Raw genomic sequence first — 14,900 nt, 5'->3', positions numbered from 1 at the left:
TCTTATAGCCGGTTTTGGAAAATGGCTAAAGTCCACCAGATGATACTATTACTATTAAACGTTGTACTAGTACAGCGTTTCACTGATTTTGTCCTGCAATAGGGACGTGTGCTAACCTCCCGCGTTCTTGAGGCGCATTGGGAAGAAGCACACATGGACAAGTATATAGTAAAACTCACATTAGAAGAACGCACAGAATTACTAACGTTGATTCGAGTGGGAAAAACAGCAGCAAATAAATTAATGCATGCGAGAGTTTTATTATCAGCAGATGAAAACGATAAAAAAGTAAAGCCTAAAACAGATGAAGAAATAGCCACTGAAATGCATATATGTACTAAAACGGTGGCACGAATAAGACAACGATTTGTTGAGGAAGGAATGGAGTCAGCATTATCACGTAGAGCACATACTAATCCCAAGGGTCGTAAAATTGATGGGGAACGAGAAGCTCATCTAGTTGCTCTATGTTGTTCAACACCTCCAGAAGGAAGGAATCGGTGGACATTAAAGCTGTTAGCCAACAAGCTGATAGAACTGGAAATCGTTGATAGTGTGTCCCCTGTAACAGTGAGTAGGGTTTTAAAAAAAACGAAATAAAGCCATGGCAAAAACGAGAATGGTGTATTCCACCCGAAGCAAATGCTGATTTTGTTTGTAAAATGGAGGATGTATTGGATATTTACAAACGTCCTTATGATGCAAGACGGCCAGTTGTTTGTATGGATGAAACGAATAAGCAGTTGGTCAAAGAAACAAGGACACCTATTCCAGCAAGCCCTGGAGAAAGTGTGCGCTATGATGCTGAATATGAAAGAAATGGTGTTTGTAATGTTTTTTTAAGTTGTGAGCCTTTGATAGGTAAACGTACAACAAAAGTGACTGACCATCGAAAAAAGGCGGATTGGGCTCTTTTTATTAAAGAGTTGGTTGATAACCATTATCCGTCTGTCGATAAGATTGTATTGGTCATGGATAACTTAAATACACATACAGGTTCCTCATTATATGAGGTATTCGAGCCAGCGGAAGCCAAGAGAATATTGGATAAATTGGAAATTCATTACACGCCAAAACATGGTAGTTGGTTGAATATGGCTGAAATTGAATTAAGTCATCTGGGCAGACAATGTCTGAATAGGCGGATTGCAGATAAAGAGACGTTTATTCACGAAGTAGCTGAATGGAATAAGAACAGGGATGCAGAGGAGGCGACCATCGATTGGCAGTTTACAACCGAGGACGCCAGAATTAAATTAAAACGTTTGTACCCTGTCCTAAGCATCACAGGACAGAATCAGTGAAACGCTGTACTAGGTTCCGTGAACAAAAATTTTCTTCGCACCATTTTTTGCGAAAAAACAGTAGCCCGTAAGGAGGCCTGCGGCCGTATTGCGGGTTTGATGTGCCGCTTATGAACGTTTTCCCGCATTACGGCTTCGCCTTCATGACGGGCTACAAGAAATTATTAGTTGTTGCGCAATAATAGTTGCCTTGTTTTCGATCGGAAAAAATTTTGTTCACGACACCTAATATTAAATTAAGGAAAAAAAAGTAAAATAGCCATCAACTTGATCTTAAAACACTCACATATGATTATACTTTACGTTCCATTTGCCAAAAACGATTCGGGTAATTTGCACCAAATGGTTATTAACTGGCAAAAAAACCATATTCAAAACAGTAATACGCCTATACAAATTATCTTCCACCAGGATGAACTGGATGAAAGCCTCAATGAAAATAGTTTTGAAATTTATGTTTGCGTTCACGGGGACTATGATTCTACTGCCTTGAGTAACCACAGTGACGAATCAAAAGCGACCATTATTGATATCGTTACCGTTTCCGATCGCCTGAACTCGGACTTTCTGCCTGTGGCCTACAATATTTCCAATATTCATATGTATTGCTGCGGTGATCAGGCTAAAAATAAAGAAATGGCTCAGCAGTTACAATCCAATTTACTACGCTATCCTCCCCAGATTAATTATTATGGTGGTTGCCTGTACGCCCCGGATTCAAAGGGGAAACAATGGAGTTTGCTAAATAACAGGCTTGTTCCTGTTCGCTCGGTGATCCAATATCTGTACGCCCCCGGCTCCGATGAAACCGATGATGAAATCACTGCGAAAACACCAATAAAAGCAATAAAATCAATAGAGCAATGGCTGCTTGACTGTCGGAAAAACAAACGAAACAATTTTTTTTACCGCAATAGAAATAACAGGGAACACGTATTGCAGGATCATCGAAATAACGTTCAGGAGGATATCTGTTCAGATAAACGCTGCAACTGATATTTTCTCAGTCCTGACATCAAGCCCGCTGCCACAAGGACAGAAACATACTATTTTTTAGCAAAGCGGCTAAACTAAAAAAGCGAGATTTGTAACCATGACCAACATAAATGCCATTTAATTTGCCATTGAAAACAAATAATTGTATGTTAGCACGTTATTTTATCAACAAGGAGCCTTATATGCTGCGAAACTTTGGATATGGTTTTCTCTCACTTGGAATCTTTTTTTCCGCCGATACGTTTGCCAACACCTACAATTTGGCACCAAACCTTACTATAGAATATGAACTGCCGCCTAATTCCCCACAGACGTTTTCCAATTCTTTTTTCTGGACCATTACCGCAGAATGCATCATTCACTCCCAGGACGCCGCTAGTCCGTTATTAATAAAGGGATTGAAGAAGAAGGGAACTGTCAATGGTACCCGCATCAGTCAGGGCGACTCTCTCGTGCTAACCGTTCATGATAAAGATAAACTGAAAATTTCAGCCGATTCAGGCGCCGAAGTGGCATTAACCAATCAGGGTGTACACAGTATAAAAGCCGTTTGTAAAACCTGATTTGTTCTTCCCGAAGCATTGTCGGGCGAAGTGCCCGACATTTATCTGAAGCAACTCTAACTGTTAATGTTCACGCGTTGCGGAAAATTGTATTTTGGGATAACGCTCCTGTGCCATAGTCAAATTAACACGGGTTGGCGCAAGATACATCAGACAATCACTGCCATCCAAAGACAGATAATCATACGCCTTGGTACGAAACTCCGTCATGGCCTTATCATCATCACTATACACCCAGCGAGCGCAGGACACATTGACTGCCTCATAAACGCAATCCACCTTATATTCATGTTTTAAACGATGAGCCACTACATCAAACTGCAAGACACCGACGGCCCCTAAAATAAGCTGATTACTGTTCAAAGGTCGGAATACCTGCGTTGCTCCCTCCTCGGAAAGTTCAATCAACCCCTTAATCAAGGCCTTGCTTTTCAATGGATCCTTTAATCGCACCAGTCGAAACAATTCCGGGGCAAAATTAGGTATGCCGGTAAATTTCAGTGTTTCTCCCTGGGTAAACGTATCGCCAATCCGGATTGTGCCATGGTTGTGCAAGCCAATAATATCGCCGGCCATAGCCGTTTCGGCATGCGCTCTTTCTCCTGCCATGAATGTTAGGGCGTTGGCAATTGACACGTCCTTTCCCAAACGAAGATGACTTAGTTTCATTCCTTTTTTGAAAATACCTGAGCAAATACGCAGAAACGCGATGCGATCACGGTGTTTGGGATCCATATTGGCCTGAATTTTAAAGACAAAGCCACTGAACGCCTCTTCTTCCGGCCGTACAATCCGCTCAACAGCGACACGAGGCACGGGACCGGGTGCGTATTGGGCAAAATCATCCAACAGCTCCCTGATGCCAAAATTATTAATAGCGGAACCAAAATAAACCGGTGTCGTTTTGCCGGCAAGGTAATCGTTCAGATCGAATTCATGAGAAGCGCCTTTTACCAACTCAATTTCATCGCGCAATTCTTGCGCACCGCTACCCAATAATTCATCCAGTTGGTGATTATCCAGCCCCTTGATTTGCATGGCGTCCTGTTTTTGAGCATTTTTACCGGGTTGATACAGATAAATAACATCCTGATACAAGTGATAAATGCCTTTAAAACGTTTTCCCATCCCCACAGGCCAGGTTATTGGCGCGCATTGAATACCCAAAACCGATTCCACTTCATCGAGCAGCGACACCGGTTCCCGCCCTTCCCGATCGAGTTTGTTGATAAAAGTCATAATGGGCGTATCGCGCAAGCGGCACACTTCCATGAGTTTAACGGTTCGCTCCTCAACCCCCTTGGCAACATCAATCACCATTAACGCCGAATCAACCGCCGTTAACGTACGGTAAGTATCCTCGGAAAAATCCTCGTGCCCCGGGGTATCAAGAAGATTCATGACATGCTCATTATGCACAAACTGCATCACCGAGGTGGTAATGGAAATACCCCGCTCTTTTTCCATTTCCATCCAGTCTGATGTGGCATGGCGATCGGCTTTTCGACCTTTTACCGTACCGGCAAGCTGTATAGCTCCACCGAATAACAATAATTTTTCCGTAACCGTGGTCTTACCCGCGTCAGGGTGGGAAATGATAGCAAAGGTACGTCTTTTGGAAAAATCCTGGTAAAAATCTGGCATAAATAAAACCTGTGTGCGATATCAGAACGAATTTTAAGTGAAATGGCGGTCTTTTGACAATTGCTTTTAAAACCAAATGTTTTGTTCGTTTTCCTCTGCCACCAAAGTATTGTATAATATTTGATCGTTATTTGTGTTATAACATCAATTAGTCTATATCTGATTAATAAAACGCCTGAAATAATAACGTCGCGGTAAGGAAAAGTAGTATGCCCTTAACCCTGAAAGCAATAACCCTCAATTGTGGTAATAGCGGCCCCGGGAAAAAAGCCAGCCGTGATATTATTCAATCCATTACCGATAATGATACGGATTTAACCTTGCTGCATTGTCAGGAAACGGATTTCAACAAAGCGGTCAAGCAATTGCGAAAATCTTTAAACAACGATGAAAATTACGAGATCACCGTTCTTCATCAAATGGTTACCCATACCAAATTGTCAACGCAATTTCATCATTCCACAGGTATCATGACTATAGCTATTCATAAAAAAAATATCAATATAGAACATCATGATCAGGAAGTGCGACGTGGTAAAAGCCGCTTTTCCAGCGCCTATAATAAAGGCGGTATATTTTCACGCCTCACAATACAAAAACGTAATGACGAGAAACCCGGAAAAACTTACGTACTGGATTTAACCAACGCCCATCTTGATGCGTTTACGGACGCAACCCGCGCCCAGGATTGGGCTAATTTACACAATACCCGAGCCAATACGATTTCTGCGAACAGTTTTGAAGAATTATGCGAGACGATTCCCGACATGGTAATTACAGGCTTTGACGCCAATACCCGTAATCACCTGATTAAAAAGGACGGCGCCCTGTCCAGCAAATCGTCCTGGTCTGATAATCCGCAACCGGCCATGCACAGCCTTCTCATGGCCCCTATGGGTAATCATCGCTTTTCATACGATTCCACTTATAAAACAAACACGCCTTCCGTTTTAAGAAAACCGGATAAAAACAGACCTTCGTACGCCCGCGGCGGCATGCTCGATCTGGTAGCTTATAATGATGTAGATTGGGTAAGAGAACAATTATACAACGAGGTACCGGTCACCGAGGAGGCCGAAATAATTATTCCGCCGGTTAAAAACGGAAGCAGAGATCACGCGGTCATAGGCAGCCCGGATATCCCTATCTCAAAATATACCCGCGATTTTGACAAGGTCAGAGACTACATCGCCTGCTCCTTGTTTCAGGCCGCTCCCCGCCTCACATCGTATATTTTAGACGACGATTTTATCGAATTGGACGAAAATAAAGACTATTTATTACATATCTACAATGCTTATCTGACTCCGGACGGCCTCATGCAGCGACGTTTGCAACTGCAAAGCGACTCTTTACAGTGGCTTGCCAACTCCGAAAAAACGACCGACCCCAAAACACACGCGCTTTTCAGGCGAAAGTTGTTTCCTGGATTCCAGCCATGGCTGGAATCCACCGCCTTTCTGTCTCCACCACAATCCATCGACGAGCTCAAGCTTCAGTTATCACATCAAACTAATTTAGTCCGGCTTGCCGAATTGAGGAACAAATATTTGCAGAGTAATGTGTTCGCCTCGGAAAAGGCATACACACTCATTATCATCGAGAATGCGCAACAAGCCTTGATCACATCGGCTACGAATGAATCCGCTCAGGAACTGGTTCTTAAACAAACCGAGAAATTGCTTAATTTCAATCAGATCATGAACACCTACGCCAAACATTTACGATCAGCCGGATACGAAGGGGATTCCTTAATGAACAGGCTGTTACTTAAAGACAAGAAAAAAATTATTGCCAGTCTCGGCAACATTCTAAAACAAAAAGCGTCTCCCGATAAAACCCTGAGGGCCCTTGATAGAAATTTAAATAGAACAAAAGACATACTTGAGAGGCATCGTGATGATGACTGGCTTAACCGTCTTTTTCGTGCCCTGAAACACGCCATTTTACAACGTCCGGTTAAAAGCCACGGCGCGTTCTTTGTAGAACAGGCAGAAAGCACCATCAAAATTAACGCGCAGTTATCCTTGCCGAATAAGAACCCGTTATGATCATCAATGTCCTGGCACCATTTTTTTGTAAAATAATCGTAGCCCGTAAGAAGGCCTGCGGCCGTATTGCGGGTTTTATGCACCAATATTACCCCGCATTACGTCTTCGCCTTCATGGCGGGCTACAGAAAACACTACAAAAAAGAAACAAATCACACACCTTAAGCGCTAACCATCTGTAATTAAAGATAATTCCTGCTGACCGCATTCAAAGTAATCGGCCACTTTGGCTGCCGTAACCTTCTCCAGACTATCCGGCTGCCATTTGGGGGATTTATCCTTATCGACCAGAAGTGCGCGAACGCCCTCGTAAAAATCGCTATCCTGCATAAAATGCCCGACCAAACGGTAATCCATTTTTACACATTCGCCCATAGACAGTGATTGGGCTTTGCGGATCTGCTCAAAAGTGACCTTCAGACTTAAGGGTGATTTTTGCAATAATTGACGTGCCGTATCCGCAGCCCACTGGTGATCCATCTGGTTCAGGGAGGAAATAATCGCTTCAACATTATCATGGTTGAAACACGAATTAATAATCTCTTTATGATCGAAAATAGCGGCATCATCCAGGGTCAAGGCATATTTCAGGATACATCCATCCACCCGCTCAAAAGCGTTCCGGGATAAATCAGCTTCAATGAGGTCGGATAATAAAGCCGGAAACTGCTCAGAAGAGACAATCTGTTTCACAAGGCGGCACGCCAGAGCTTCCGAAGCGTTTAAACGGTGACAGGTTAATCCCAGATACATGCCAAAATAATCCGGACAACCTGCCAGCAGATAGCTCGCTCCAATATCAGGGAAGAATCCGATGCCGGTTTCCGGCATGGCAAAATGAAACCGTTCACTGGCCACCGGATGAGAACCATGCAGGGAAATACCAACGCCGCCTCCCATCGTAATACCATTCATCAGGGAAATATAAGGTTTGCCAAATCGGTGGATAAAGTGGTTTAAACGGTATTCATGCCAGAAAAACTGCATCTGCTGTGGATCATGAGCGCGCCCGGCCTCATACAACCAACGCACATCACCGCCCGCGCAAAAAGCCCTGTCACCCTCGGCCATAATGACAACCGCATGAATTGAGTCATCAATTTGCCATTGCAATAACTGCCGTTGCATGGTTTGTATCATAGCCAGATTCAGTGCGTTTAACGCCTGGGGACGTGTCAGGGTAATCAATCCGATATGATCATGCCTGGCAATACGGAGATCGGCAGACATATCTTATTCTCCTTTAAATTCTGCTTTGCGTTTCTCTAAAAACGCGGCCACACCTTCCCGTTTATCCGCGGTGGCGCATACTTTGGAAAAATGCACCGCCTCCAGATGCAAGGCGTCATCCAGTGTCATATCATAACCCCTGTCAATCACATCCATCACACTACGAATGGCCAACGGCGCCATGGTTAAAACAGTGTTCAGTATCTGTTTGGCCTCTTCCAGCAACAAATCAGGCTCCACAACCGAACTGACCAACCCCCACTGTAACGCGGTATCGGCGTCTATAAAACGTCCGGTCATACATAAATCCAGCGCTCTCCCCTTGCCTATCAGCCTTGCCAGACGCTGGGTTCCACCGTATCCCGGGATCACGCCTAACTTCACTTCAGGCTGGCCGAATTTTGCCGAAGTTGCAGCGATTCGCAAGGTTGCGGAAATGGCGAGTTCACATCCGCCGCCAAATGCAAAACCGTTGACGGCAGCCAACGAGGGCTTGCCCAGTGTCTCAAGTTGTTTAAATACATTCTGGCCGTCACAGGCAAAACGATAACCGGTCTCGGCGTTACATTCGGCAAGACGGGAAATATCAGCCCCCGCACAGAACGCTTTGCCTGATCCGGTCAAAAGCAACGCCCTGACTTTCTGATTTTCTTTAGCATGGGTAAAAATTTCCTGCAACGCTACGAGCACGTCCTGGCTAAGCGCGTTCAATTTCTCGGGACGATTTAAAGTCAAGGTCAGTATGCCGTTGTTATCCAGCGATTGTTCAATCAGATTCATTACAAACTCCTGTTATTCAATATAATATTCTTCATCCAGAGCCAGCTTGGCTATGATTTCCCGCATGATCTCATTCGTTCCTTCCAGGATTTGATGAACACGCAGGTCACGGAATATCCGCTCAATTTTATAGTCATGCAAATAACCATAACCACCATGGATCTGCATCGCTTTATCACTGATCTGAAACGCGATGTCCGTTGCCATACGTTTGGCCATGGCACAATACATGGGAGCGTGCTTTTCCTCCTTATCAAGCGCGTCAGCCGCGCGATATACCATCAGACGCGCCGCCTCAAATTCCGTCAACATATCCGCGAAATAAAAACGAAGCGCCTGAATCTTACTCAATTTACTGCCAAATTGTTTACGCTCATTCATATAGGATTGGGACAGGCGCAAGCAGGCTGCCGCCCCGCCCAGTGAGCAAGCGGCAATGTTAACCCGTCCGCCATTCAAGGCGTTTAAGGCAATTTTAAAGCCCATGCCTTCCTGTCCAACCCGGTTACTGACCGGAACGCGACAATTCTCGAAATAAACCATGCTGGTCGGCTGGCTGCGCCAGCCCAGTTTTTTCTCCTGTTTACCAAAACTCAGTCCAGGCGTGTCTTTCTCAATTAACAGGCAGGAAATACCCTGGTGAGTATTATCGCCTGTCCTGACCATGCACAAATAAACATCACTCACACTACCACCGGAAATAAAAGCCTTTGCTCCGTTAAGAATATAATGCTCGCCTTCTTTCACCGCTTTTGTTTTCAGGGAAGCGGCGTCGGAGCCGGAATCCGGTTCCGTCAGGCAATAGCTTGCCAAAGCCTCCATGCTGGTCAAACGCGTACCCCATGTGGTCCGCAAAGGTTCATCGGCGTAACGATCAACGAGCGTTGTCACCATATTGTGGATGGATAGATAAGCACTGGTGGTCACACATCCGGCCGCAAGCTGTTCAAAAATAATAGCCGCATCCAGCCGCGTTAAATCCGTTCCACCTATATCCCCTGAAGCGGCCATACCGGCCATACCCAGCCCGGCTGCTTCCCGTAGAATATCAACAGGAAAAAAACTGTTGTCATCCCAGCTTTCCGCGTTGGGAGCTAATCGATCACGTGCAAAATCCGCAGCCATTTTTCTAAAAGCAAGGTGTTCTTCAGTCAATTTAAAATCCATATATGGTCCTTAATTCGTTCGAGTTTTATATCCTCTATAACCCTTAACGTACCACCTCCCGGACATGCCCCGCCACTATTCAGGCAGGCTCTGAAAACAGCGGGAAACAGAGTATACCGGTCTATTATTACAGGGTAAGAATTCATAACTGCTAATCATAGTCCATATTCGGTATGAATTCTCTTTATACCAGCCAATTGACTACAAAAAACAAAAACTCATAAAAAAGCGGGTTTGATTTTTTATTTTTTCAAACCCGCACAATTATTTCTAATTCATGTCTTGAAAAAATGCTATTATTGCCAATTTTTGGCGTTCGTGAAATAAAAAAAGAAAAAATCACATGGAAACGACCATCCAGTCGACAGCCGATCTCACAGTAGCCCGATCGGTTTTAAAAGAATATTTCGGTTTTGACACATTCCGGGGGCTGCAGGAATCGATTATTGAGGAGTTGATAGCCGGCCATGATTTGCTGGTCTTGATGCCCACCGGCGGCGGAAAGTCCCTGTGCTATCAAATTCCCGCTCTGGTGCGATACGGCGTTGCCGTTGTTGTATCCCCTCTGATTGCATTAATGGAAGATCAGGTAGCCGCTCTGAAAACCCAGGGGATCAGGGCAGCGTATTACAATTCGTCCCTGTCAAGCGACGAAGCCAAACAAGTATTGACCCAACTGCACAACAACGAACTGGATTTGCTCTATATTGCCCCGGAACGACTGGTTAATCCGGCGTTTCTTGATCGTCTGAAATCTTGCGAATTAAGTCTGTTCGCCATTGATGAGGCGCATTGTATTTCACAATGGGGACATGACTTCCGTCCCGAATACGCGGCACTTGGTTTGTTAAAAAATCATTTCCCGACCGTTCCTGTCATTGCTTTGACCGCAACAGCGGATCAACAAACCCGCCAGGATATCGTAGAGCGCTTGCATTACAAACCCAAACAATACGTCGCATCCTTTAACCGTCCTAATATTCATTACCGGGTCTTGACGAAAAACAACCCGTCCGGACAACTGAAACAGTTTTTACAGACGCAGGATAATCAGGCCGGAATTATTTACTGCGGTACTCGCAACAGCGTGGAGAAACTGGCCGAAAAATTACAGAAGGACGGATTTCGAGCCCGAGCCTACCATGCCGGCTTGTCCCATATGCAACGACGCGAGGCACAAACCCTGTTTCGGCATGATCAAATTGACATCGTCGTTGCCACCCTGGCCTTCGGTATGGGTATTGATAAGCCCAACGTACGATTCGTTGTTCATTACGATTTACCCAAAAACATAGAAAGTTATTATCAGGAAACCGGACGGGCCGGACGCGACGGTTTGCCGGCCCAAGCGCTACTTTTATATGATCCGGCCGACAGCGGCCGTTTGCGGGGCTGGATTGCGACCATGACCAGTGAAATGCAGCAGCGTGTTGAAACCTCCAAATTAAATCAGATGCTGGCTTTTGCCGAGGCCACACATTGCCGCCGGCAGATATTACTGAACTATTTTGATGAATCCACACAGACAGCGTGCCGATATTGCGACGTTTGCGATTCTCCGCCCCAAACCGTAGACGCCACCGAGGACGCGCAAAAACTCCTATCCTGCATTTATAGACTCCGACAAAATTACGGCATGACCTACACCATTGACGTGTTACGCGGCAGCAATTCGGACAAGATCAAGCAGGCACACCATGATACGCTCAGCACGTTTGGTATCGGCCGTGACAAATCGGCGCATTATTGGAAAAATCTGGCCTGGCAGTTGATTCATAAGGGATTTTGTTATCAGGATACCGCTCAATTCAATGTCTTGCGCCTGAACAGCAAAGCGATTCCACTGTTAAAAGGCGAGGAAACCATTTCACTGACCGTCCCTCGCGTTGAAGTCACTGGCAAAAGCGAGAAAAAATCACGAATTCATGACTTGGTCATGACCCAGGATCCCCTGTTTGACAAATTGCGCAAGCTTCGCCGCCGGTTGGCCGAGGAAGAGGAAAAACCGCCATTTATGATTTTCAGCGATACGACCCTGCATGACATGGTAAGAAAAAAACCGGCAACCCTGGAGCAAATGCTTACCGTTTCCGGCGTTGGGCAGCACAAACTGACTCATTACGGTTTATCGTTTCTAAAAGCGATAAACGAGAAGGAAGCGGTTGCGATGATTGAAGATAATTAGGACACGCCCTAGTACAGCGTTTCACTGATTTTGTCCTGCAATAGGGACGTGTGCTAACCTCCCGCGTTCTTGAGGCGCATTGGGAAGAAGCACACATGGACAAGTATATAGTAAAACTCACATTAGAAGAACGCACAGAATTACTAACGTTGATTCGAGTGGGAAAAACAGCAGCAAATAAATTAATGCATGCGAGAGTTTTATTATCAGCAGATGAAAACGATAAAAAAGTAAAGCCTAAAACAGATGAAGAAATAGCCACTGAAATGCATATATGTACTAAAACGGTGGCACGAATAAGACAACGATTTGTTGAGGAAGGAATGGAGTCAGCATTATCACGTAGAGCACATACTAATCCCAAGGGTCGTAAAATTGATGGGGAACGAGAAGCTCATCTAGTTGCTCTATGTTGTTCAACACCTCCAGAAGGAAGGAATCGGTGGACATTAAAGCTGTTAGCCAACAAGCTGATAGAACTGGAAATCGTTGATAGTGTGTCCCCTGTAACAGTGAGTAGGGTTTTAAAAAAAACGAAATAAAGCCATGGCAAAAACGAGAATGGTGTATTCCACCCGAAGCAAATGCTGATTTTGTTTGTAAAATGGAGGATGTATTGGATATTTACAAACGTCCTTATGATGCAAGACGGCCAGTTGTTTGTATGGATGAAACGAATAAGCAGTTGGTCAAAGAAACAAGGACACCTATTCCAGCAAGCCCTGGAGAAAGTGTGCGCTATGATGCTGAATATGAAAGAAATGGTGTTTGTAATGTTTTTTTAAGTTGTGAGCCTTTGATAGGTAAACGTACAACAAAAGTGACTGACCATCGAAAAAAGGCGGATTGGGCTCTTTTTATTAAAGAGTTGGTTGATAACCATTATCCGTCTGTCGATAAGATTGTATTGGTCATGGATAACTTAAATACACATACAGGTTCCTCATTATATGAGGTATTCGAGCCAGCGGAAGCCAAGAGAATATTGGATAAATTGGAAATTCATTACACGCCAAAACATGGTAGTTGGTTGAATATGGCTGAAATTGAATTAAGTCATCTGGGCAGACAATGTCTGAATAGGCGGATTGCAGATAAAGAGACGTTTATTCACGAAGTAGCTGAATGGAATAAGAACAGGGATGCAGAGGAGGCGACCATCGATTGGCAGTTTACAACCGAGGACGCCAGAATTAAATTAAAACGTTTGTACCCTGTCCTAAGCATCACAGGACAGAATCAGTGAAACGCTGTACTAGGCTCTGTGAACAAAAATTTTCTTCGCACCATTTTTTGCGAAAAAACAGTAGCCCGTAAGGAGGCCTGCGGCCGTATTGCGGATTTGATGTGCCACTTATGAACGTTTTCCCGCATTACGGCGAAGCCTTCATGACGGGCTACAAGACATTATTATTTGTTGCGCAACTATAGTTGCTTTGTTTTCGATCGGAAAAAATTGGTTCACAGAGCCTAGGCCGTGACAACACGGCCCAAAGAGAAAATCATGGTAAATGCTTTACAGTTTAAATACCGTTTTTAACCACTCTTTAGCTTCTCGACTGATTTTTTCATCCCGCAAGGCAATTTTTACAACCTCCGCTTTTTTATCTTCCTGCTCACCACATACTTCATCCATGAATTCACTCCAGTTTTGCATTAGGCTTGCCGAAGAAATTTTTCCGATATTAGCCAGGATATCATAGGTGCGCTGTTTCAAATAAGCGTCCATTGCCTTATCCATCCAGGCGACAATGTCCGGCGTCAATCCATGTTGTTCAAGCCCTTTTCCTTCACCAAAACCTTTCTCGAATTTTTTAGTTCGAAGATGAGCGTATTTCTTGCCGTAAAGGTTGTTGACCCACTCCATCAATTTTTTCCCTAAATAAATACCCGTTGCCGAATCTGGATCATCATGCAGGTGATTTTTGAATTCTTCCACAAGATGAAACCAGTTCTTTTCAAATATTTCCTGTTGTTCCGGTGTTGAATTTGATTTCATCTCTGTTTCAAATTGTGCATATTCTTTCAGCTCATCGGGAGTGAATATTTCCTTAACCCATACGTCTTCAAGTTGTTGCGTCATTTTATATACCTCAATTAATTCAATAATTTTTTTCCAGGAAATGGATTTATTATCGCTGCAATCATGAGATATACGGTCTAATATCGCGCTCGCTTCCAGTAATGATTCTGCTTTTTCCCGCAAAAACCTTGACTGCATGGCAAAGTTGCCAGGCACATTACCATCCCTGGCAAGCAATTGTTTGATCTGAGACAGCTCAAAACCAAAAAATTTCAGCGCAATAATCTGTTGCAGCTTTAATAAATCCGCCTCGGAGTACAAACGATAATTGTTACTTTGGCGCAAACCGGGTTTGAGCAAGCCAATTTTGTCATAATGATGCAGCGTGCGCACCGACACTTGAGCAAGTTTTGCCAATTCTTTTGCATACCATTGTTTCATCGTTTCTACCTCCTCGTTTTCAAAGCTAAGGTATAACGCAACGTTATAGTCAAGTTTTTTTAAAACACAAATTTATTCATGGCAATTTCAGCACATACTGTTTCATCTTCATTCAAGATGTCAATTGAGGCCAGCCAACGATCCTGGAAGTGGGCAGATAGATAAACAAATTAATTAGTACTACAGTGGTAAGTTCTGTCATTCCCGAGAAATCGGGAATCCATTCACGTTAAAATAGATCTCCGCCTGCGCGGAGATGACTATCAATGATCAAAAAATATCAGTGCGCGTGACAGCCGATTTTAACCTGTACCTGATAATATTTGGTTTTATTGCCTTCGATAAACCCGCGTGTTCCCACCACTTCGTACCAGTCCAGTTTACCGTGCGTTCTTGCCGCCTGGGCAATGGCGTTATTGATGGCTTCCTCTATTCCTTCTTCGGACGTACCAACCAACTCTACAACCTGATAGGTTCGATTTGTCATGTTCTTTCCCTGAAATAATAAAAAACGGC

General features: G+C 44.2%; 12 protein-coding genes. 6 read left to right on the top strand and 6 right to left on the bottom strand.

The window, feature by feature from the left end:
- Nucleotides 1–153 precede the first annotated feature (153 nt).
- The 3 genes from CKW05_RS06635 to CKW05_RS06625 all read left to right on the top strand — a co-directional run bounded on the left by CKW05_RS06635 (nt 154) and on the right by CKW05_RS06625 (nt 2,863).
- Nucleotides 154–1,304, top strand: a protein-coding gene (locus CKW05_RS06635; RefSeq protein WP_408606976.1) for an IS630 family transposase whose coding sequence is annotated in 2 segments (ribosomal slippage) — nt 154–592 and nt 592–1,304 — 1,152 coding nt in all. Because the reading frame shifts where the segments join, the coding sequence is not laid out codon by codon here.
- A 288-nt stretch (nt 1,305–1,592) separates the two neighbouring features.
- On the top strand, nt 1,593–2,300 hold the full coding sequence (locus CKW05_RS06630; RefSeq protein ID WP_058482539.1) for a hypothetical protein: 708 nt from the start codon (nt 1,593–1,595) through the stop codon (nt 2,298–2,300).
- A 182-nt stretch (nt 2,301–2,482) separates the two neighbouring features.
- Nucleotides 2,483–2,863, top strand: a complete 381-nt coding sequence (locus CKW05_RS06625; RefSeq protein WP_065238371.1) for a hypothetical protein — start codon at nt 2,483–2,485, stop codon at nt 2,861–2,863.
- Nucleotides 2,864–2,926: 63 nt separating this feature from the next.
- On the opposite strand, the gene CKW05_RS06620 is transcribed toward CKW05_RS06625, so the two are convergent.
- A complete protein-coding gene (locus CKW05_RS06620) occupies nt 2,927–4,507 on the bottom strand; it encodes a peptide chain release factor 3 (RefSeq protein ID WP_058482537.1) in 1,581 nt (526 codons plus the stop codon).
- A gap of 209 nt (nt 4,508–4,716) precedes the next feature.
- On the opposite strand from CKW05_RS06620, the gene CKW05_RS06615 reads away from it, so the two are divergent.
- Complete coding sequence (locus tag CKW05_RS06615; protein ID WP_058482536.1) at nt 4,717–6,558, top strand: hypothetical protein; 1,842 nt, start codon at nt 4,717–4,719, stop codon at nt 6,556–6,558.
- A 168-nt stretch (nt 6,559–6,726) separates the two neighbouring features.
- On the opposite strand, the gene CKW05_RS06610 is transcribed toward CKW05_RS06615, so the two are convergent.
- From CKW05_RS06610 to CKW05_RS06600, 3 genes are read right to left on the bottom strand one after another with little or no spacing between them, the layout of a single operon-like run.
- Entirely contained in the window at nt 6,727–7,788 is a 1,062-nt protein-coding gene (locus CKW05_RS06610; RefSeq protein ID WP_058482535.1) for an enoyl-CoA hydratase/isomerase family protein, read from the bottom strand.
- A gap of 3 nt (nt 7,789–7,791) precedes the next feature.
- Entirely contained in the window at nt 7,792–8,568 is a 777-nt protein-coding gene (locus CKW05_RS06605) for an enoyl-CoA hydratase/isomerase family protein (protein ID WP_058482534.1), read from the bottom strand.
- A 12-nt stretch (nt 8,569–8,580) separates the two neighbouring features.
- The gene (locus tag CKW05_RS06600; protein WP_058482533.1) at nt 8,581–9,735 is read right to left on the bottom strand and encodes an acyl-CoA dehydrogenase family protein; all 1,155 of its coding nucleotides are present in this window, start codon (nt 9,733–9,735) and stop codon (nt 8,581–8,583) included.
- 343 nt (nt 9,736–10,078) lie between these two features.
- Here CKW05_RS06600 and recQ point away from each other — a divergent pair, with 343 nt between their 5' ends.
- Nucleotides 10,079–11,920: a DNA helicase RecQ gene (recQ, locus tag CKW05_RS06595; protein ID WP_058482532.1), complete on the top strand. Its 1,842-nt coding sequence runs from the start codon at nt 10,079–10,081 to the stop codon at nt 11,918–11,920.
- Nucleotides 11,921–12,015: 95 nt separating this feature from the next.
- A protein-coding gene (locus CKW05_RS06590) for an IS630 family transposase (RefSeq protein WP_095140548.1) occupies nt 12,016–13,166 on the top strand; the annotation gives its coding sequence in 2 pieces (ribosomal slippage) (nt 12,016–12,442 and nt 12,442–13,166; 1,152 coding nt in all).
- Between the two features lie 270 nt (nt 13,167–13,436).
- Here CKW05_RS06590 and CKW05_RS06585 read toward each other — a convergent pair.
- Both CKW05_RS06585 and CKW05_RS06580 read right to left on the bottom strand, forming a co-directional pair.
- Nucleotides 13,437–14,384: a MerR family transcriptional regulator gene (locus CKW05_RS06585; RefSeq protein WP_058482529.1), complete on the bottom strand. Its 948-nt coding sequence runs from the start codon at nt 14,382–14,384 to the stop codon at nt 13,437–13,439.
- A gap of 280 nt (nt 14,385–14,664) precedes the next feature.
- On the bottom strand, nt 14,665–14,871 hold the full coding sequence (locus CKW05_RS06580) for a dodecin (RefSeq protein ID WP_058482528.1): 207 nt from the start codon (nt 14,869–14,871) through the stop codon (nt 14,665–14,667).
- Between the last annotated feature and the right edge of the window lie 29 nt (nt 14,872–14,900).

This window comes from Legionella spiritensis, assembly GCF_900186965.1.
GTDB classification, from domain to species: domain Bacteria; phylum Pseudomonadota; class Gammaproteobacteria; order Legionellales; family Legionellaceae; genus Legionella_C; species Legionella_C spiritensis.
This window is presented reverse-complemented; position numbering and strand designations above follow the sequence as displayed.

What these genes read in the sequence shown, in the direction of transcription:
- CKW05_RS06630 (WP_058482539.1), top strand. Translation starts at nt 1,593, where the DNA reads ATGATTATACTTTACGTTCCATTTGCCAAAAACGATTCGGGTAATTTG.
- CKW05_RS06625 (WP_065238371.1), top strand. Translation starts at nt 2,483, where the DNA reads ATGCTGCGAAACTTTGGATATGGTTTTCTCTCACTTGGAATCTTTTTT.
- CKW05_RS06620 (WP_058482537.1), bottom strand. Translation starts at nt 4,507, where the DNA reads ATGCCAGATTTTTACCAGGATTTTTCCAAAAGACGTACCTTTGCTATC.
- CKW05_RS06615 (WP_058482536.1), top strand. Translation starts at nt 4,717, where the DNA reads ATGCCCTTAACCCTGAAAGCAATAACCCTCAATTGTGGTAATAGCGGC.
- CKW05_RS06610 (WP_058482535.1), bottom strand. Translation starts at nt 7,788, where the DNA reads ATGTCTGCCGATCTCCGTATTGCCAGGCATGATCATATCGGATTGATT.
- CKW05_RS06605 (WP_058482534.1), bottom strand. Translation starts at nt 8,568, where the DNA reads ATGAATCTGATTGAACAATCGCTGGATAACAACGGCATACTGACCTTG.
- CKW05_RS06600 (WP_058482533.1), bottom strand. Translation starts at nt 9,735, where the DNA reads ATGGATTTTAAATTGACTGAAGAACACCTTGCTTTTAGAAAAATGGCT.
- recQ (WP_058482532.1), top strand. Translation starts at nt 10,079, where the DNA reads ATGGAAACGACCATCCAGTCGACAGCCGATCTCACAGTAGCCCGATCG.
- CKW05_RS06585 (WP_058482529.1), bottom strand. Translation starts at nt 14,384, where the DNA reads ATGAAACAATGGTATGCAAAAGAATTGGCAAAACTTGCTCAAGTGTCG.
- CKW05_RS06580 (WP_058482528.1), bottom strand. Translation starts at nt 14,871, where the DNA reads ATGACAAATCGAACCTATCAGGTTGTAGAGTTGGTTGGTACGTCCGAA.